This window comes from Hydrogenovibrio kuenenii DSM 12350 (assembly GCF_000526715.1).
Classification (GTDB): Bacteria; Pseudomonadota; Gammaproteobacteria; order Thiomicrospirales; family Thiomicrospiraceae; genus Hydrogenovibrio; species Hydrogenovibrio kuenenii.
The window spans coordinates 411,538-429,728 of record NZ_JAGP01000001.1; the positions used below are offsets into that span (position 1 = coordinate 411,538).

10 protein-coding genes, 1 tRNA gene and 1 rRNA gene are annotated in these 18,191 nt (G+C 43.8%); 11 read left to right on the plus strand and 1 reads right to left on the minus strand.

Annotated elements, in window-relative coordinates:
* The first annotated feature begins 65 nt into the window (after positions 1-65).
* From dnaG to N745_RS0101925, 7 genes are all read left to right on the plus strand, one after another.
* A complete protein-coding gene (dnaG, locus tag N745_RS0101895; RefSeq protein WP_024850451.1) occupies positions 66-1,844 on the plus strand; it encodes a DNA primase in 1,779 nt (592 codons plus the stop codon).
* A 193-nt stretch (positions 1,845-2,037) separates the two neighbouring features.
* Positions 2,038-3,822, plus strand: a complete 1,785-nt coding sequence (gene rpoD, locus N745_RS0101900) for an RNA polymerase sigma factor RpoD (RefSeq protein ID WP_024850452.1) — start codon at positions 2,038-2,040, stop codon at positions 3,820-3,822.
* A gap of 93 nt (positions 3,823-3,915) precedes the next feature.
* Positions 3,916-3,992: transfer RNA gene (locus tag N745_RS0101905), tRNA-Ile, on the plus strand.
* Between the two features lie 265 nt (positions 3,993-4,257).
* A complete protein-coding gene (gene doeB2 / locus N745_RS0101910) occupies positions 4,258-5,424 on the plus strand; it encodes a N(2)-acetyl-L-2,4-diaminobutanoate deacetylase DoeB2 (protein WP_322785923.1) in 1,167 nt (388 codons plus the stop codon).
* Positions 5,425-5,465: 41 nt separating this feature from the next.
* A complete protein-coding gene (locus N745_RS0101915) occupies positions 5,466-6,719 on the plus strand; it encodes an aspartate aminotransferase family protein (protein ID WP_024850454.1) in 1,254 nt (417 codons plus the stop codon).
* A gap of 3 nt (positions 6,720-6,722) precedes the next feature.
* Positions 6,723-7,976 (plus strand): ectoine hydrolase, encoded by a 1,254-nt coding sequence (gene doeA / locus N745_RS0101920; RefSeq protein WP_024850455.1) that lies wholly within the window; start codon positions 6,723-6,725, stop codon positions 7,974-7,976.
* Between the two features lie 18 nt (positions 7,977-7,994).
* Positions 7,995-9,371: an NAD-dependent succinate-semialdehyde dehydrogenase gene (locus N745_RS0101925; protein ID WP_024850456.1), complete on the plus strand. Its 1,377-nt coding sequence runs from the start codon at positions 7,995-7,997 to the stop codon at positions 9,369-9,371.
* Positions 9,372-9,407: 36 nt separating this feature from the next.
* Here the strand turns inward: N745_RS0101925 and N745_RS0101930 are convergent, their stop codons facing one another.
* Entirely contained in the window at positions 9,408-10,091 is a 684-nt protein-coding gene (locus tag N745_RS0101930) for a TetR/AcrR family transcriptional regulator (protein WP_024850457.1), read from the minus strand.
* Positions 10,092-10,210: 119 nt separating this feature from the next.
* Between N745_RS0101930 and N745_RS0101935 the strand changes: the two genes are divergently transcribed.
* The 4 genes from N745_RS0101935 (at position 10,211) to N745_RS0101950 (ending at position 18,135) form a co-directional block, all read left to right on the plus strand.
* Positions 10,211-11,365, plus strand: coding sequence for an efflux RND transporter periplasmic adaptor subunit (locus N745_RS0101935; protein WP_024850458.1), 1,155 nt, complete (start codon positions 10,211-10,213; stop codon positions 11,363-11,365).
* 12 nt (positions 11,366-11,377) lie between these two features.
* Positions 11,378-14,524: an efflux RND transporter permease subunit gene (locus tag N745_RS0101940; RefSeq protein ID WP_024850459.1), complete on the plus strand. Its 3,147-nt coding sequence runs from the start codon at positions 11,378-11,380 to the stop codon at positions 14,522-14,524.
* Positions 14,521-15,972: an efflux transporter outer membrane subunit gene (locus N745_RS0101945; RefSeq protein WP_024850460.1), complete on the plus strand. Its 1,452-nt coding sequence runs from the start codon at positions 14,521-14,523 to the stop codon at positions 15,970-15,972. Before N745_RS0101940 ends, N745_RS0101945 begins: the two co-directional genes overlap by 4 nt.
* 619 nt (positions 15,973-16,591) lie before the next feature.
* A 16S ribosomal RNA gene (locus N745_RS0101950) occupies positions 16,592-18,135 on the plus strand.
* The last annotated feature ends 56 nt before the right edge of the window (positions 18,136-18,191 follow it).

Below are 18,191 nucleotides of genomic sequence, written 5' to 3' on the forward strand. Positions count from 1 at the left end.
GCGGGTTTTTTGCGTTTTAGGGGCTGTGTATTTTTCTGTGGATAAGGTGTGCATGAGACAATCTGATGGCTCAATCAAATAAAGGTAGTATTCCGCGTTCGTTTATAGAGGACTTGCTTGCACGTAGTGATATTGTGCAGGTGATTAATCAGCGTGTGCCTTTAAAAAAAGCCGGTGCGACTTACAAAGCCTGTTGTCCATTTCATAGTGAAAAAACACCTTCCTTTAATGTTAATCCACAAAAACAGTTCTATCATTGTTTTGGCTGTGGTGCGAGTGGTGATGCCTTAAAGTTTCTAATGGAATATGATGGCTTGTCATTTGTTGAGGCAGTAGAGCAGCTTGCTTCGATGAGTGGTATGGAAGTGCCTAGAGAAAAGTTGTCTCCCACGCAGCAAGCCGAGCAGAAAAAAACCAAAGATTTGTATGATGTGACCTTTGCAGTTGCAAAATACTACCGTTCACAACTTAGATCACACGCTCAATCAGAGCAAGCCAAAGCATACTTAAAAGATCGAGGGTTAACATCCGAAATCGCTAAGGAGTTTGTTATTGGTTACGCACCAGATGGTTGGGATAATTTGATGTCAGGGTTACATGCAGATGAAACCTTAAAGTCTCAGTTAATTGAAACTGGAATGTTGGTGCAAAAAGACAATGGTCGCGTTTACGACCGTTTCCGCAATCGTATTATGTTTCCGATTCGTGATGGTCGAGGGCGAGTGATTGCCTTCGGTGGTCGTATAATCAATCCAGAAGATCAGCCTAAGTATCTCAACTCACCTGAAACCTCTATTTTTCATAAAACCTATACCTTGTACGGTTTGTATGAAATGCGTCAATCACGTCAATCGTTCAATCATGTGCTTGTGGTTGAAGGTTATATGGATGTCGTGGCCTTAGCGCAATTTGGTATTCGTAATGCAGTGGCCACTTTAGGTACTGCAATTACCGTAGAGCATTTGGATATTTTGTTTCGTCAGGTCGATGATGTGGTTTTTTGTTTTGACGGAGATGAGGCTGGTAAAAAAGCTGCTTGGAAAGCATTAGAGTTAGCTTTGCCTTTGTTAACAGATACCCGAACGGTGAAGTTTTTATTCCTCGATCAAGGTGAAGATCCGGATTCTACCGTTAGAAAAGAAGGCGTTGAAGGTTTTCAGAAAAGGGTAGCACGAGGCATGTCCGTTTCCGAGTTTTTGTTTAACGGTCTTCAGTCAAAGCTTTCTATGCCGATTTCGACCATTGAAGGACAACAACAATTAATTTCCGTTTCAAAACCCTATATTGCACAAGCGCAAGGTGCTATGCCCGATTTACTGACCAAGGTATTATCGGAAAGAGTTGATTTACCAGTTTGGCGCTTGGGTCAGATTATGGGATTGAGAATTGCTTCCACACAAAAGTTTAATGAACGTAAATCCACTGAGCCAATAAGCTTGAAGGCTAAGAGCATTATCTTGCAGATGTTTGCGGTCTTGTTTAAGCGCCCAAGTTGGGCGGGTGTTTTTGATGCTGAGTTTTTAGAGTTGTTAGGTGGCTCGGAAAATGCAGAGTATCGGTTTTTTGCACGAGCATTGGTAATGCTTAAAGAAAATGGTTATTTACTAGAACCTTGGGAGACCTGGTTTTCTGATCCCAAAAGAATGAAAGTGTTAGAACAAATTCGGGCGATACCCTTAGATAATGATGATGCATTTTTGCAATCGCTACACGAGCAGATTGCCATGCAAATCACTTATGACCTTACCAGCGAAACGGCATTGAAGAAGACTGTGTCAACGAATACGGAAGATATGGGAGCTTTGGAAGCGTGGTTCGAATTACAAAAATCGATAAAAAAATAAGGTAATTCGTTGTTCAAGGGTTGAATATTTTGCAAGCGTCATTACATATAATTTACACATTTCGTTGCAAAATTAAGGCGTTATCACCTGTATAGATAATAAAAAATCAAATTATTTAAGAATTTTTTAGTATAATTCACGGTCTTGTTTTTTCGGGTAGAGCAAGGCTTGGCGCAACATCATTGAGGCAAACATGACTAGAGTAGAAAGAAAGCAGCAATTAATCGATTTGATTGAAAGAGCAAAAGAGTTAGGTTATCTGACTTTTTCTGATGTAAACGATGTTTTGCCGGATGATATTGAAGAAGACCAATTAGGTCAAGTCTTAACTATCCTGCGTGACTTCGGTATTCAATTATTCGACTCTGCACCTGATGCAGATGAGTTGCTGACCAAAGAAGGTGAAACCTTCGATGATGCTGCGGCAGAAGCAGCAATTTTGGCTCTAGCCGAAGTGGATGCTGAGTTTGGTCGTACAACTGACCCAGTCCGTATGTATATGCGTGAAATGGGTTCTGTTGAACTATTGACACGTCAAGGCGAAGTAGAAATTGCCAAGCGGATCGAAAACGGCCTTCGCAGTATGTTGGCGGCGATGTCTTTATACCCAGCTACAGCATCATCGTTATTAACCTCCTTCGCTAAAATTGACGAAGGGGAAGGTAAAATTGCCGACCTGATCCAAGGTTTTATTCGCCCTGCCGATTTGATTGATATCCCTGTTGAAGAGTTGTCGCCTGACAGTGATTCTGGTGAACCTAAAGAAGATGGGATTAACCAAGAAGAGTTGGATCAATTTTTATCTGATCTAACAAAGCTTAATGACAAAGTACTGAGTCTAGAAGAAAAGCATGGCTACAGTGACAAAAAAGCCGTTGCGAAACGCGCTGAACTTGTTGAGATGATGGGCTCTGTAAAATTATCTCCAGTTTTTGTTAACCGCAACATTAAGGGCATTAAGCTTCGTATCGCGTCAATTCGTGAACAAGAACGTAATGTTGTTAACTTGGTTATGCGTGAAATTGGTGTGCCTCGTCCAAAATTCCTTAAAACTTTTGTAGGGTCTGAAACCGACTATACAATGGTTGATCGTTTGATTGAAGCTTTCCCAGAAAAGGCAGAGCAGCTTGAAGCATCTCGTGCTGATATTAAGCGCGCTCAGAAACGTCTTGCTATGATTGAAAAATCAGAAAAGATGCCAATCAATGTTTACAAAGATACTTATAAAACCCTAAGTAAATCTGAAAGCCAAGCACGTGTTGCTAAGCGTGAAATGATCGAAGCAAACTTGCGTTTGGTTATTTCCATTGCCAAAAAATACACCAACCGTGGTTTGCAATTCCTTGACTTGATTCAGGAAGGTAACATTGGTTTGATGAAAGCGGTAGAGAAGTTCGAGTACCGTCGTGGTTACAAATTCTCAACCTATGCTACTTGGTGGATTCGTCAGGCAATTACGCGTTCAATTGCTGACCAAGCAAGAACGATCCGTATTCCGGTTCATATGATTGAAACTATCAATAAATTGAATCGTATCCAACGTCAGTTACTACAAAAAATGGGTAGAGAACCTACTCCTGAAGAACTGGCTGAAGAAATGGAAATGCCGGAAGATAAAGTTCGCAAAGTGATGAAGATCGCTAAAGAACCAATTTCTATGGAAACGCCTGTTGGGGATGATGAAGATTCATCACTAGGAGATTTTATCGAAGACTCCAATATTCTTTCTCCGCAGGATTCTGCAGATTTAGAAGGTATGGGTGAAACCGTTCGTGAAATGCTAAGTACGCTTACACCTCGTGAAGCCAAAGTACTAAGAATGCGTTTTGGTTTAGGAATGAACACTGATCATACGTTGGAAGAAGTTGGTAAACAGTTTGATGTAACGCGTGAGCGTATTCGTCAAATAGAAGCTAAAGCACTGCGTAAGCTACGTCATCCAAGTCGTGCAGAACGCCTAAAAAGCTTCTTAGATTAAAAACGTCAAAAAATTTTGCGGTGTCTATTGATATGAATATAATAGGCACCCTAAATATCTGCTTAGCAGTTTTCAAAATTCCTTTCTAGATTCGCCTCCTTAGCTCAGTTGGTTAGAGCACCCGACTCATAATCGGTAGGTCCTGTGTTCAAGTCACAGAGGAGGCACCATTTTCATGTCTTTTGCGACCAGAAATATGTCTACATTTTGAGCGGATGAAATGGTCTTTTTACGACTTTTTTCGCAAATTGACTGGTTTTTGTTTTAATGACAGTGCTATGATGAAAACCGTAAGTTCTTCAATTTATATAGAGTTCACTGTTTAGCGTCGAGGCTGTAAAAGCGATACTAACAACAAAATAAGCTACGACAATCAGCGGTACTCCTAGACTTAACAGCTAACAGTCTCCCTATACTCAAAGTTAAAGGGGAAGTGTGATCGGCTGGAATAAAGCAGTTCAACAAGCCGTCGATTTGCGTCATTGGTTTCATCGTCACCCAGAGTTGACGTGGCAGGAAACCAATACGGCAGATAAGATTCGTCAATGCCTAGATGCCTGGCAAATTGACTGGAAGACTTGTGCCACCCATGGTTGTGTTGCAACTTTGGCGCCTAATGCCAAAGGATGTCACCTCGGTTTGCGCGCTGATATGGACGCGCTACCCATTCTTGAAAAAACCTCCGTTGAATATTGTTCTACCGATCTCGGTAAGATGCATGCTTGTGGTCATGATGGTCATATGGCGGCTTTACTGGGCACGGCCTACTGGTTGAAGCAACACGAATCCGAGCTTTCCGGCCCCGTCTCGTTGATTTTTCAGCCTGCCGAAGAAGGCGGGCATGGTGCCAAAGCCATGATCGAAGACGGTGCACTGGAAGGTGTAGATAGTATCTTCGGCTGGCATAACTGGCCAGCCTTGCCATTTGGTATCGCAGTTTGCCCAGACGGGCCGGTGATGTCGGGCAATGGTACTTTTCATGTCGATATTACCGGTCAGGGTGGGCATGCATCTCAGCCGGAAGCGGCACGTGATCCGGTATTGGCCGCTGCCGCCATCACTTTAAATCTCCAACAAATCGTTAGTCGTCGTTTACCGCCACAGGCTGCTGCCGTAGTCAGCGTGACGTCTTTAATCGCGGATGGCAACCCAACCATTATTCCCGAAACTGTGCGATTGGAAGGCGGTATCCGTATTTCCGACCCGCGGTGGCGTGAACAAATCAATGAGTCAATTGTTCAAATTTGCGAGGACACAGCAAAGACCTATGGTGTCGAAGCGCAGGTAGAGATTCGTCCACGTTACGATGCCACGGTGAATCATCTGGCAGAGGCGCAATATTATCGCGATGCGTTGAAAGCTGAACTGGGCGAAGGATTTGATCGTACCGATTTGTTGTTGCCGATTATGGCCTCGGAGGATTTTAGTTATTACCTTCAAAAGGTGCCGGGGGCTTTCGCCTTGATCGGCATGTCTGAAAGGCAGGGAGAAGATTTCGGTTACCCCTGCCACAGCCCAAACTATCAATTTAATGATCGTTTGGTGGAAAGGGTGATGAAGGTGTTTGTGCGTTTGGTAGGGTTGAACCTGCCGAAAGCATAAAGTATCCAGTTTTTATTGGTTAGTGTAAACAGGAGGATAGTATGGACTGGTTTGAGAGCTATGAATCAGAGATTCGGGCCTATAGTCGTATCTATCCTGCGGTGTTTGTCAAAGGCGACAATGCTCGACAGGTGGATGAAGCAGGGAAAACTTATATCGATTTTTATGCGGGAGCGGGGGTGTTGAATTTCGGGCACAACAATCCGCGTATGATCGAAGCCGTGGTTGACTATCTGCAATCGGGAGGAGTCGTGCATACGCTAGATATGATGACACCGCCGAAGCGGGAGTTTATTCAGGCCTTTGTGGAAACCATTTTGCAGCCGCGAAACATGGATTATAAATTGCAGTTTATGGGGCCGACAGGTACCAATGCGGTGGAAGCGGCATTGAAATTGGCGCGTCGTGTAACTGGACGAAGCCAGGTAGTAGCGTTCAGTCAGGGATTTCATGGCATGACTCTGGGTGCCTTGGCCTGTACTGCAAACGAATATTTTCGAAATGCAGCTGGAACAGCACTGGATGATGTGATGCATTGGCCTTTCGATACCAATAAAGGCGGTGGTCTTGAAGGGTTGGAAGTGTTACGCGCTTTGTATGAAAACACCTCGGGTGGCGTTGAAAAACCGGCTGCATTTATTGTTGAGGTATTGCAGGCCGAAGGCGGTGTTAACCTTGCCAGCAATGAATGGCTACAGGCTTTACAGCAACTGGCAAAAGACCTAGGCGCGCTGCTGATTGTAGATGATATTCAATCTGGCTGTGGCCGTACTGGTACTTACTTTAGTTTTGAAGGTAGCGGCATTGATCCGGACATTATTACGTTGGCCAAGGGTATTGGCGGACTAGGCACGCCCATGGCAATGAATTTGGTGAAGCCGGAGCATGACAAGCATTGGCAGCCGGGAGAACATACCGGCACTTTCCGTGGGCAAAATATTTCCTTTGTCGCTGGTCGCGAAGCACTGCGTTATTTCGAAAATGATGCGCTGATGATGGAAACCCTGCATAAAGGTGACATTATGGCCAAGCATCTAGAGGGAATAGCTGAAAAATATGCCGGAAAAGGTTTCAGTGTTCGAGGAAAGGGCATGATGCAAGCATTGGATGTCAGCGATGGGGCATTGGCCAAAGCTATTGCCGGAGATTGTTTTGAGCATGGAATGCTGTTTGGGCCATGCGGCGTAGGCGGTGCTGTGCTTAAGTTGATTCCACCTTTGACTATTCCTGAAGAAGACTTAATGTCGGGTCTAGAAATTTTCAGTGATGCTATTGATCGCCAAATGGAGGGCTAAGCTATGCGAGAAAGAGATGATATGACCTTTCCCTTTTCAGAGTATCAACGCCGATTAGGGGAGTTGCGGGGACGCATGGCGGAGCGCCTTCTGGATGCGGTGATTATTTCCGATGCCGAAAACATTATGTACCTAACGGATTATCAGACGACGGGCTACTCCTTTTTTCAGGCGCTTGTAGTGCCTTTGGAAGGTGAACCGTGGATGGTGACACGTAAACTGGAAGAGTCCAATGTGATTGCCCGTACCTGGGTGGAGTTGAGCCGTCCTTACCCTGATAGTGGGGATGCCATTCAGATGTTGGTGAGTTCGTTGGTTGAGTTCGGTCTGGCCGGACAAACAATTGGTTATGAGCGTAACTCTTATTACTTCACCGCTTATCACCAGGATTATTTTCATACTTCCTTTACCAAAAGTCGTTTGATGGATTGTTTTGGTATCGTCGAAGAAAGTCGGATTCGTAAATCGGCGGTGGAGTTGGAAGTCATGCAAAAAGCGGCAGTGGCGACTAAAGCAGCGATGAAAGCGGGGATTGAAGCTGTGCAAGCGGGGGCTACTGAAAATGAGATCGGTGCAGCGGCCTGTCAGGCGATGTTTGCGGCAGGTGGAGAGATCCCAGCGGTGATGCCTTATGTGACGTCGGGGCCTAGAACCATGATCGGGCATGCTTCTTGGGAAGGTCGAATCGTACAGCCTGGAGAACATGTGTTCTTGGAAATGGCCGGCTGTTATCGCCGTTATCATACGGCGATGATGCGGACGGTGGTGTGCGGCGAATTGACAGACAGCATGTATAAGTCTCAGGAACTGATGAAGCTCGCGTTGAAAACTGCGCGTAAAGAATTTCGTCCAGGGATGACGGTTTCGGATGCCGATAAGATGATGCGTAATATCATTCGTGAAAACGATGTCGGCGCCAAATTGATTACCCGTTCAGGCTACTCAATCGGAATCGCGTTTCCGCCCAGCTGGGATGAGGGCTATATTATGAGTTTGTTTCAGGGGGATTCCACGCCTTTGATGCCTGGAATGACGTTTCATTTGATTCCCTGGATGTGGGGGATTGATGGCGATAAGTCTTGTGGGATTTCTGATACCTTTTATATCACCGAAAACGGCTGTGGAACTTTCTTTGAGGACTTTGAGCAGGACTTTACGGTGAAGCCTGATAACGGCGCTGTGCCTTCTAAAAATGTAAGTGACATCCAGCAGAAAATGAATCAGCCGAAAAAGAAAGCTGCCAAAGCACCTCAATAAAAGGCAAAAGGAGAGTCTATGTTTATCGCAACTAACCCTGCAACGGGAGAGGAATTACATCGTTACCCTTTGAATGACAATGCGACGCTTTCCAAAAAGATTGATCAAGCGGCGGAGACCTTTAAAAGTTGGCGAAAAACGACATTTGAAGAGCGCTCGGCATTACTGAGAAAGGTCGCCAGATTTATGCGGGATGATGAAGAACGATTGGCTAGATTGATGACCGATGAAATGGGTAAGCCAATTGTTGAAGCGCGTGGGGAAGTGCAAAAAGCGGCCTGGTGTGCTGAACATTATGCGGAAAAAGGGGCTGAGTATTTAGCCCCAGTAACCTTGCCATCGGATGCGACCCACAGTTATGTGCAGCATTTACCTTTGGGGCCGGTGCTGGGTATTTTGCCCTGGAATGCGCCTTTTTGGTTAGCCTTTCGATTTTGTGCACCCGCGATTATGGCAGGAAATACTTGTTTGATGAAGCATGATCCTCATGTGCCTGCTTGTGCCGAGGCGATTGCGGAAGTTTTCGAACGGGTTGGTGCTCCTGCGGGCTTGATGCAGAATCTACGGATTAATAATGAGCAGGTCGAAACAGTCTTAAAGCATGATGCGGTTCAGGCGGTTTCTTTGACCGGATCCAGTGCTGCAGGTAGTGCTGTGGCTTCTTTGGCTGCGAGTCAGATTAAGCCAGCAGTATTGGAGCTTGGTGGGTCTGACCCTAGCCTGGTGTTTTCTGATGCGGACTTAGATGAGGCGGCCAAAACGCTTGCATTGTCTCGCATCATTAATGCGGGTCAGTCTTGTATTGCGGCTAAGAGAATTATTGTTGAGGCACCAGTTTATGAGTCCTTCATCGAAAAGTTTTATGCACATCTATCTGCTTTGAAAATGGGTGACCCTGCCGATGAGACGACACAAGTCGGCCCGATTGCACGGGAAGACTTGCGAGATGGTTTGCACCGTCAGGTTACTACGACAGTTAAGCAAGGCGGACGTTGTTTATTGGGAGGCGAAATGCCGGAAGGCCCGGGATACTACTATCCAGTTACGCTATTGGTTGATGTTACGCCGGAAATGCAGGTTTCATGCGAGGAAACTTTTGGACCCATTGCTGTTGTTATGAAAGCAGAGTCGGTTGAGCATTCCTTAGAAATTGCCAATGATACGATTTATGGATTGGCGGCTTCGGTGTGGACAGCAGATGTTGCGTTGGCCGAACGTATGAGTCGAGATATCGAAGCAGGTCAGGTCGCTATTAACGGGATTGTGAAGACAGATCCGAGGTTGCCGAGTGGAGGTGTCAAGCGTTCAGGTTATGGTAGAGAGTTAGGCCCCCACGGAATTATGGAGTTCGTGAATGCTCAACAAGTTTGGATTGGGCCAAAAGTTGGCACTTAGTGTTTGTCTTTATTAAATTACAGGTTAAGACTTAATTTAGTGGCGAACCTCGGTGCCTTTTAAGAATATATCAACGCCTTGTTGAAGGGCTGTTTCTAGTTCACCTTCATTTATTTCTTCACCAAGTAGAGATTTTAAGTAAAAGGGTGCTTTAACCATTTCAAGTAATTGATAGGCTGCTAAGTCACAATCTTGTATTTTTAGTTTGTTGGCTTTAACGAGTTTGGAAAGGTAGGTGGATAGAATTCGGTTGGCTCTTTGTGGGCCGTAGGTGTAGAAGATTTTCTGGATTTCTTTTTTGTCTAAACTGTTTTCTGCAATAACCAGTCGATAAATACTAATACCATCTGGAGAGATTGCAACTTGCTGGAGTCTTCGGCTAAAGTTCAGTAAGCTGGTTTTAATATCGTCAGTCCATACACCGTCAGATTCAAATTCATCAAAAATTTCGCTGGTTTTAATCTTTAGAACGGCTTCGAATAAGCCCAGTTTATTACCAAAAAGTCTGTAAAGAGTTCCGAGCGAACCACCTGCTTCTTTAACGATTTCGTTAACACTGGCACCAGCATAACCGTTTTCTAGAAATGCTTTTGTGGCTACTTCTAGTAGTTTTTGGTGTCTGGCTATGCCTCCTTTGGTTGTGCAAACGCACTCTACGCCGGCGTTTTGAGAAGTGAGAAGCTGCTCGTCTTTGTTTTGTGTTTGTAGGTTATCTTCCATGGTGCGGTATTTTATCATCCATTTTAAAAATAATGTCTATTGCCTGTAGACAAATAAAGTGTAATGTATGCTACACTATTGTTCAAATTTAATTTTTTTATTCAATGGGATGTTTATATATGTATGGCTTGAACTCTGTTATGGCAAAAAATGTGACTGTAGTTTCATTGGTTGCTGCCTTATTTAGTGTGTCGGCAATAGCTGCTCAAAAACGACCACCAATGCCAGTGCCTGTAGTAGTGGTAAAGAAAACGGATGTGCCAGTAACTTATGAATATCCTGCTAGAACTCAAGCGGCACAGCAAGTTTCAGTGGTGGCGCAAGTGTCTGGTATTTTGGAGAAAAAATATTATCAAGACGGTGATAAGGTTAAAGCTGGACAAGACTTGTATTTAATAGATCCGAGACGTTACCAAGCGAAAGTTGTTAAGGCTAAAGCGCAAGTAGATGTAGAAGAAGCTAAGGTGAAACAAGCCGAACGTGAATATAAGCGTGTAAAAGGTTTGTATAAGAATAAAGCGGTCAGTGAGCAGGAAATGGATAATGCCTTGTCTAGCTTTGAGTTGGCAAAAGCTGGGCTTGAGGGAGCAAAGGCTTCTTTAAGTGATGCGCAAATAGATCTGGGGTATACAAAGGTTAAGGCTGAAATTTCTGGGTTTACCAGTCAAAAGCTACAAGATGTGGGAAGTTTGGTTGGGACGGCAGCTTCAAATAGCATGTTGACGACAATTACAAATTTGGATGTTATTTATGCAAATTTCTCGATTCCTGATAGTGATATGAGTGAGCAAAGAAGTTTGGTTGCATCCCATCAGTTGGAAATGCCTAAGGATAGAAAGTTTGATGTGGAAATGATTGGGCGAGATAAGAAGGTAATTGCCAAAGGTGTAGTTGATTTTACTGATAGTAGAATTGATACAAATACCGGTAGTGTGGTGGCTAGAGCAACCTTTGCTAATGCTAATCATGTTTTATTGCCTGGAGAATTTGTGCGTGTACGTTTGTCTGGCGCGAAGAGGTTAGGCGTATTTACCATTCCTCAAAAAGCGGTGTTGCAGATTGGGCAACAGGCCTTTGTTTATGTAGTGAAGAACGGCGTGGTTAATTTAATGCCTATTCAATTGGCGACGACGAATGGTGATCAATTCCTTGTAACAGGTGGTCTAAAGGAAGGTGATCAGGTTGTGATTGCTAACTTAATTAAGCTTCGTCCGAATACGCCGGTTTCGCCAATTGTTCCAAAAGCGTCTGAACAGAAAAAACAGCCTAAATAAAAGGACGGTTACATGATTTCAAAGTTTTTTATCGACCGTCCGGTTATGGCGACGGTTTTTTCTGCAATTATTGTAATAGCAGGTTATATAGGGCTGAAAGCACTCCCTATCTCTGAATATCCTCAGATTGTGCCACCACAAGTTACGGTAACGGCTAGTTACCCCGGTGCGAACGCAGAGACGATTTCAAGTACGGTTGCAGCTCCCTTGGAGCAGGCAATCAATGGTATTGATAATATGATTTATATTAACAGTACCACTTCTTCATCCGGTACTTTGAGTCTTACGGTAACGTTTAAGATTGGAACGGACGCGGATAAGGCTACCATTGATGTAAATAATAAGGTGCAGAGTGCGTTAAGTCGTTTGCCCTCCGAGGTGCAACGTTTGGGGGTGCAGGTAAATAAGCGCTCGACGAGCATTCTTAAAGTTATCGCGTTGTATTCGCCTGATTCCAGCTTGAATACGGTGTTTATTGCCAACTACGGCTTGATTAACGTTTTGGATGATTTAAAGCGTATTCCTGGTGTGGGTGAGGTTCGTCAGTTTGGTAGTAAAGATTATTCGATGCGTATTTGGTTGGATCCAAACAAGATGGCGAAATATGGCCTAACGCCGAATGATATTGCTACGGCTATTCGAAGCCAAAACTCTCAATTTGCAGCGGGTCGATTTGGTCAAGAGCCAATGGATAAACCGCAAGCCTTTACTTATACGGTCACCACTGAGGGTCGTTTTAGTGACGCGAAAGAATTTGAAAATATTATTCTACGCGCTAACAAAGACGGTAGCCGTTTAAGGTTAAAGGACGTGGCTCGTGTTGAGCTAGGCGCACAGGCGTATAACTTTAATGCGACCTATGATGGTAAACCAACTGTACCTATGGGTATTTTCTTGCAGCCAGGTGCAAATGCCTTAGAAGTTTCAAAGCTGGTTGATCAGGAAATGAAACGCATGTCTGAGAAGTTTCCTGTTGGGTTGAAGTATGCAATTCCGTATGACACTTCTGAATTCGTAAAAATTTCGATTGAAAAGGTGGTGCAAACCTTATTCGAAGCCTTGTTGCTGGTTGTGCTGGTGGTTTTCTTGTTCTTGCAAAACTGGCGTGCAACCATTATTCCGGTGCTTGCCATTCCGGTTTCGATTGTGGGTACGTTTGCGGGACTCTATTTACTTGACTTTTCAATCAATCAGTTAACTTTGTTTGGGATGATTTTGGCAATAGGTATCGTAGTGGATGATGCCATTATTGTTATCGAGAACGTTGAAAGAATTATGACCTCCGAAGGACTTAGTCCTAGGAAGGCATCCATTAAAGCTATGCAAGAAGTAACGGCGCCGGTCATTGCGATTGTATTGGTGCTTTCAGCGGTATTTATTCCTGTTGCCTTTATTCAAGGTTTAACAGGGGAGATGTATAAACAGTTTGCGATAACAATTGTGGTGTCGGTGACTATTTCAGGAATTGTTGCACTGACATTAACACCTGCATTGTGCGCAAATTTAATTAAGCCTGAGCATCAAGTAACAGGTAAGTTTTTTGATAAATTCAATGCTGGTTTTGGTTGGTTAACCGATAAGTTTGGCGCGGGTGTCAGTAAGATTATGCGCTATAGCTTGCTGAGCCTTATTTTATTTATTGGTTTAGGGGCTTTAACTTATCAACAGTTAACTACGATTCCAAAAAGTTTGATTCCACAGGAAGATAAAGGGACCATGTTTGTTTTATCTTACTTGCCGCCAGCCAGTTCTTTGTCGAGAACCGAAAAGGTAAGGGATGAGGTTTCAGATATGGTGCGTAAACACCCAGGTGTTGAGCATGCGATCAGTTTTGCTGGGTTTGATTTGCAGACTTTTGCTGAGAAAACAGATTCAGGGGTTTCTTTTGTAAAACTGAAGCCTTGGGATGAGCGTAAGGCGCCTAACCTATCAGAGCAGGCTATCGTCGGTTCTTTGTTTGGTCAGCTTATGCGTGTGCCGGATGCATTCTCGATTCCAGTCGGTATGCCGACGATTATGGGGTTGAGTATGACGGGTGGTTTTGAAGTGTATTTACAAAACCGTAACGGAACAGGCTCACTTGAGTTGAGTAAAATAACAGATGAACTGATTAAAAAGGCCAGTGCGCGTCCTGAGTTAAAGCAAGTGAGAACGACTTTTTCAACTAAGGTGCCACAGTACCGTGCTGTTTTAGATCGTGAAAAAGCGAACGCAATGCAAGTACCGGTAAATGAAGTCTTTTCTGCAATGCAGGCAACTTTTGGTAGCTTGTATGTCAATGACTTTAATCTTTACGGGCGTACTTATAGAGTAAATCTACAGTCTGAAGCGCATTATCGCGAAGGGCCTAAAGATATGTCTCAGGTGTTCGTGAGATCAATGACGGGTAAAATGATACCTTTGAGTTCATTGGTGACCTTTAAGCGAGTTACGGGAGCGGATATTGTAGATAGATTTAACTTGTTCCCGGCAGCGAAGTTGATGGGTGAGCCAGCACCAGGTTATACATCTGGACAAGCGATTCAAGCTTTTGAGGATGTCGCTAAGCAGGTGTTGCCAAATGGCTACACGCTTGGCTGGGTTGGTGAAGCCTTCCAAGAGAAACAAGCATCGGGTGCTGGAGCACAAGCCTTTATGTTTGGTCTGTTATTTGTATTCCTTATTCTTGCAGCCCAATATGAGCGTTGGACAATACCGCTTGCCGTTATTGTTGCAGTTCCATTTGCGGTGCTTGGGGCATCAATAGCGGTTCACTTGTCCGGCTTAAGTAATGATATTTACTTTGAGTTAGGATTGTTGACGCTCATAGGTTTATCCGCGAAGAATGCAATCTTGATTGTCGAGTTTGCTATGCAAAAACGTAAAGCAGGCATGGATTTGGTTCAAGCCGCTACGGAAGCGGCTAGATTGAGATTTAGACCGATTGTTATGACTTCGTTGGCGTTTACAATTGGTGCAGTGCCGTTAATGATGAGTGAGGGTGCAGGTGCAGCTGCTCGACATGCGGTTGGTACAGGGGTTGTTGGTGGTATGGTTGCAGCAACTTTCTTAGCGCCGTTGTTTATTCCTATGTTCTTTAGATGGGTTGCTGCATTTTCAGAATTCATCTCAAAAGAAAAAATTTCGGAAAAACGTTTATCAAAAGAAGAGTCATTATGAGTTATTTGAGATTTAAAAAAACAATGACAATATTTTCTCCTAAATATTTACTGGTAATGACGCCGCTGCTTTTAGCGGCATGTAGTCAAATGCCGACATATGAAAAACCTAAAGTTGATATGCCTAAGGTTTGGGCTGAATCTTTGCCAAAAACTGTTCAGAAAGCACAAATGACAGAAGAACAATGGTGGGATAGTTTGTCAGGCGATAAGGTTTTGTATCGCCTGATTGAGAAAGGTCGTACGCAAAACAAAGATATTCAACTAGCTGTTTTGAGGTTGAAACAGGCGCGCTCTTATTTAACTCAAGCACAGTCGGGAAGCTATCCTGAGTTTGATGCGACTGCTGGTGCATCTCGAACAAAATCCAGTAATCAGTCCTATCCACAGGGTCAAGGCGCAGAGTTTAATAACTACTCTCTGGGAGGTTTGTTGAGCTATGAAGTTGATATCTGGGGGAGAGTTTCTTCTTTAAAGTCTGCTGCAGAAGCTAACTTGAAAGCAACTGAAGCGAATAAAGATGCCGTTGACTTAAGTATTTCGTCAGCAATTGCAACTGCTTATCTGAATTTGCGAGCGCTAGATCACTCTGTTATTTTGGCTGAGGATACCGTTACATCAAGAAAAGAAGCATTAGAGCTAAGAAAAAAACAACTTCAGCTAGGAAGTATTACACCTTTGTCAGTTCAACAAGCTGAAGCAGACTTGGCTTCTGTTGAAGTGTCTCTTTATAAATTAAGGGAGCAAAGAGATTTACAGCGTCATGCTTTGTCACTGCTGCTGGGAGAGTCGCCACAGAAGATATTAGCCGATAGTCAAAAGCCTGATGGCGAGGTCTTTAAGGATCATAAAGTGTTATCTGTTCCAGTGGGTGTGCCTTCTGACCTATTGTTAAGAAGGCCTGATATTGTTGCAGCAGAGCAGAAACTTATTGCGGCAAATGCCAATATAGGTGTTGCGCGAGCTTCTTTATTTCCAAGTATTAGTTTGACAGGTATGTTTGGTGTGCAAAGCGAGTCGTTGTCTAACTTATTTAAAGACGATGCGTTCAACTGGAACGCGGGAGCAAACATAACGGCACCGATTTTTGATTATGGTAAAAGAAAAGCGAACGTTGCAATTAGTAAAGCTGAAAAGCAAGCAATGTTGATTACTTATCAGGATACTGTAAAAAGAGGGTTTGCAGAAACGCTTGATGCATTAACACAATATCATGGTAGTCAGCTACAGTTGGAAGCGCAACAACGTCAGGTTACGGCATTGTCCAAATCACTTGAATTAGCAAAAAAACGATTTGATGCGGGTTATTCAAGTTACTTAGAGGTGCTTGATGCGCAAAGAAGTCTATTTAATGCTCAGTTGTCTTTAGTTAATACTAAGCTTAGACATTACGACTCTCTTGTTAGTTTATATAAAGCTATCGGTGGAAGCTGGAGTTTAAAAAGTTAAAATCAGTCAGGCTGGGTCATTTATAAAAAAACCGCTTTATAGCGGTTTTTTCGTATTAAAGATTTGTAAGTCATTGATAATTTTGTTGAGTAGATAAAAATGTCAAAAAACTGTAAAAAAGTTAGTTAAAAGGCTTGCAAAGATTTCACGAATGATTAGAATACGCATCTCTTTCGAACACAAGCAATTTAACAACTGCTTCGAAATACGAAAGAGCTTCAAAATTTGTTCAATATTTAGTTAAGTTTAATTGAATGTTGGAGTGCAAAATTTGGAGTAGAATTTTTGAAAAGGATTTAAATTTTTTTCAAAAATACTAAAAATTTAAGTTGACGGATTGCTAGAAAATAACTTACAATTCACGGCTTAACGAAAAAGAAAATGTCCGATAAAATCAGATATTTTTGCAAGACTTAGTTCTTTAAAAATCAGGTAATACAGAGATAATTTATGTGGGAGCTGCTTAAGTAAGTGGTGACTAAAATCATAAATATCTCGATAACTATGTATATGGTTAATTATTGAATACTTAGGTATTTAATAATACATGTACCTTGTTAATTTCGAGTGTTTAATTTGTATTTGCAGAAAAGCAAACCAAAAAACAAGTCAAGAGATTAAACTGAAGAGTTTGATCCTGGCTCAGAATGAACGCTGGCGGCAGGCTTAACACATGCAAGTCGAACGGTAACAGAAGAAAGCTTGCTTTCTTGCTGACGAGTGGCGGACGGGTGAGTAATGCTTGGGAATCTGCCCTTTAGTTGGGGACAACATATGGAAACGTATGCTAATACCGAATGTGATCTACGGATTAAAGGTGCCCTCTCCTTGGAAGGTATCGCTAAAGGATGAGCCCAAGTTAGATTAGCTAGTTGGTAGGGTAAAGGCCTACCAAGGCGACGATCTATAGCTGGTTTGAGAGGATGATCAGCCACACTGGGACTGAGACACGGCCCAGACTCCTACGGGAGGCAGCAGTGGGGAATATTGCACAATGAGGGAAACCTTGATGCAGCCATGCCGCGTGTGTGAAGAAGGCCCGAGGGTTGTAAAGCACTTTCAATTGTGAGGAAAGCTAAGTAGCTAATAACTGCTTAGTGTGACGTTAGCATTAGAAGAAGCACCGGCTAACTCTGTGCCAGCAGCCGCGGTAATACAGAGGGTGCAAGCGTTATTCGGAATTACTGGGCGTAAAGCGCGCGTAGGCGGACTGTTAAGTCGGTTGTGAAAGCCCTGGGCTCAACCTAGGAATTGCATCCGATACTGGCAATCTAGAGTTTAAGAGAGGGAAGGGGAATTCCAGGTGTAGCAGTGAAATGCGTAGATATCTGGAGGAACATCAGTGGCGAAGGCGCCTTCCTGGCTTAAAACTGACGCTGAGGTGCGAAAGCGTGGGTAGCGAACGGGATTAGATACCCCGGTAGTCCACGCCGTAAACGATGTCAACTAGCTGTTGGTCTTATTAAAAAGATTAGTAGCGTAGCTAACGCGATAAGTTGACCGCCTGGGGAGTACGGTCGCAAGATTAAAACTCAAAGGAATTGACGGGGGCCCGCACAAGCGGTGGAGCATGTGGTTTAATTCGATGCAACGCGAAGAACCTTACCATCCCTTGACATGTAGAGAACTTTCTAGAGATAGATTGGTGCCTTCGGGAACTCTAACACAGGTGCTGCATGGCTGTCGTCAGCTCGTGTCGTGAGATGTTGGGTTAAGTCCCGCAACGAGCGCAACCCTTATCATTAGTTGCTACCATTTAGTTGAGAACTCTAATGAGACTGCCGGTGATAAACCGGAGGAAGGCGGGGACGACGTCAAGTCATCATGGCCCTTATGGGATGGGCTACACACGTGCTACAATGGGGGGTACAAAGAGCAGCCAACTGGCGACAGTGCGCAAATCTCAGAAAACCCTTCGTAGTCCGGATCGGAGTCTGCAACTCGACTCCGTGAAGTCGGAATCGCTAGTAATCGTGAATCAGAATGTCACGGTGAATACGTTCCCGGGCCTTGTACACACCGCCCGTCACACCATGGGAGTGGGTTGCAAAAGAAGTAGGTAGTCTAACCTTCGGGAGGGCGCTTACCACTTTGTGATTCATGACTGGGGTGAAGTCGTAACAAGGTAGCCGTAGGGGAACCTGCGGCTGGATCACCTCCTTTAAGAAAAAAGTGACCGCGAGCTTAAGTTAGCTTCCACATAAATTGTCTCTGTATTA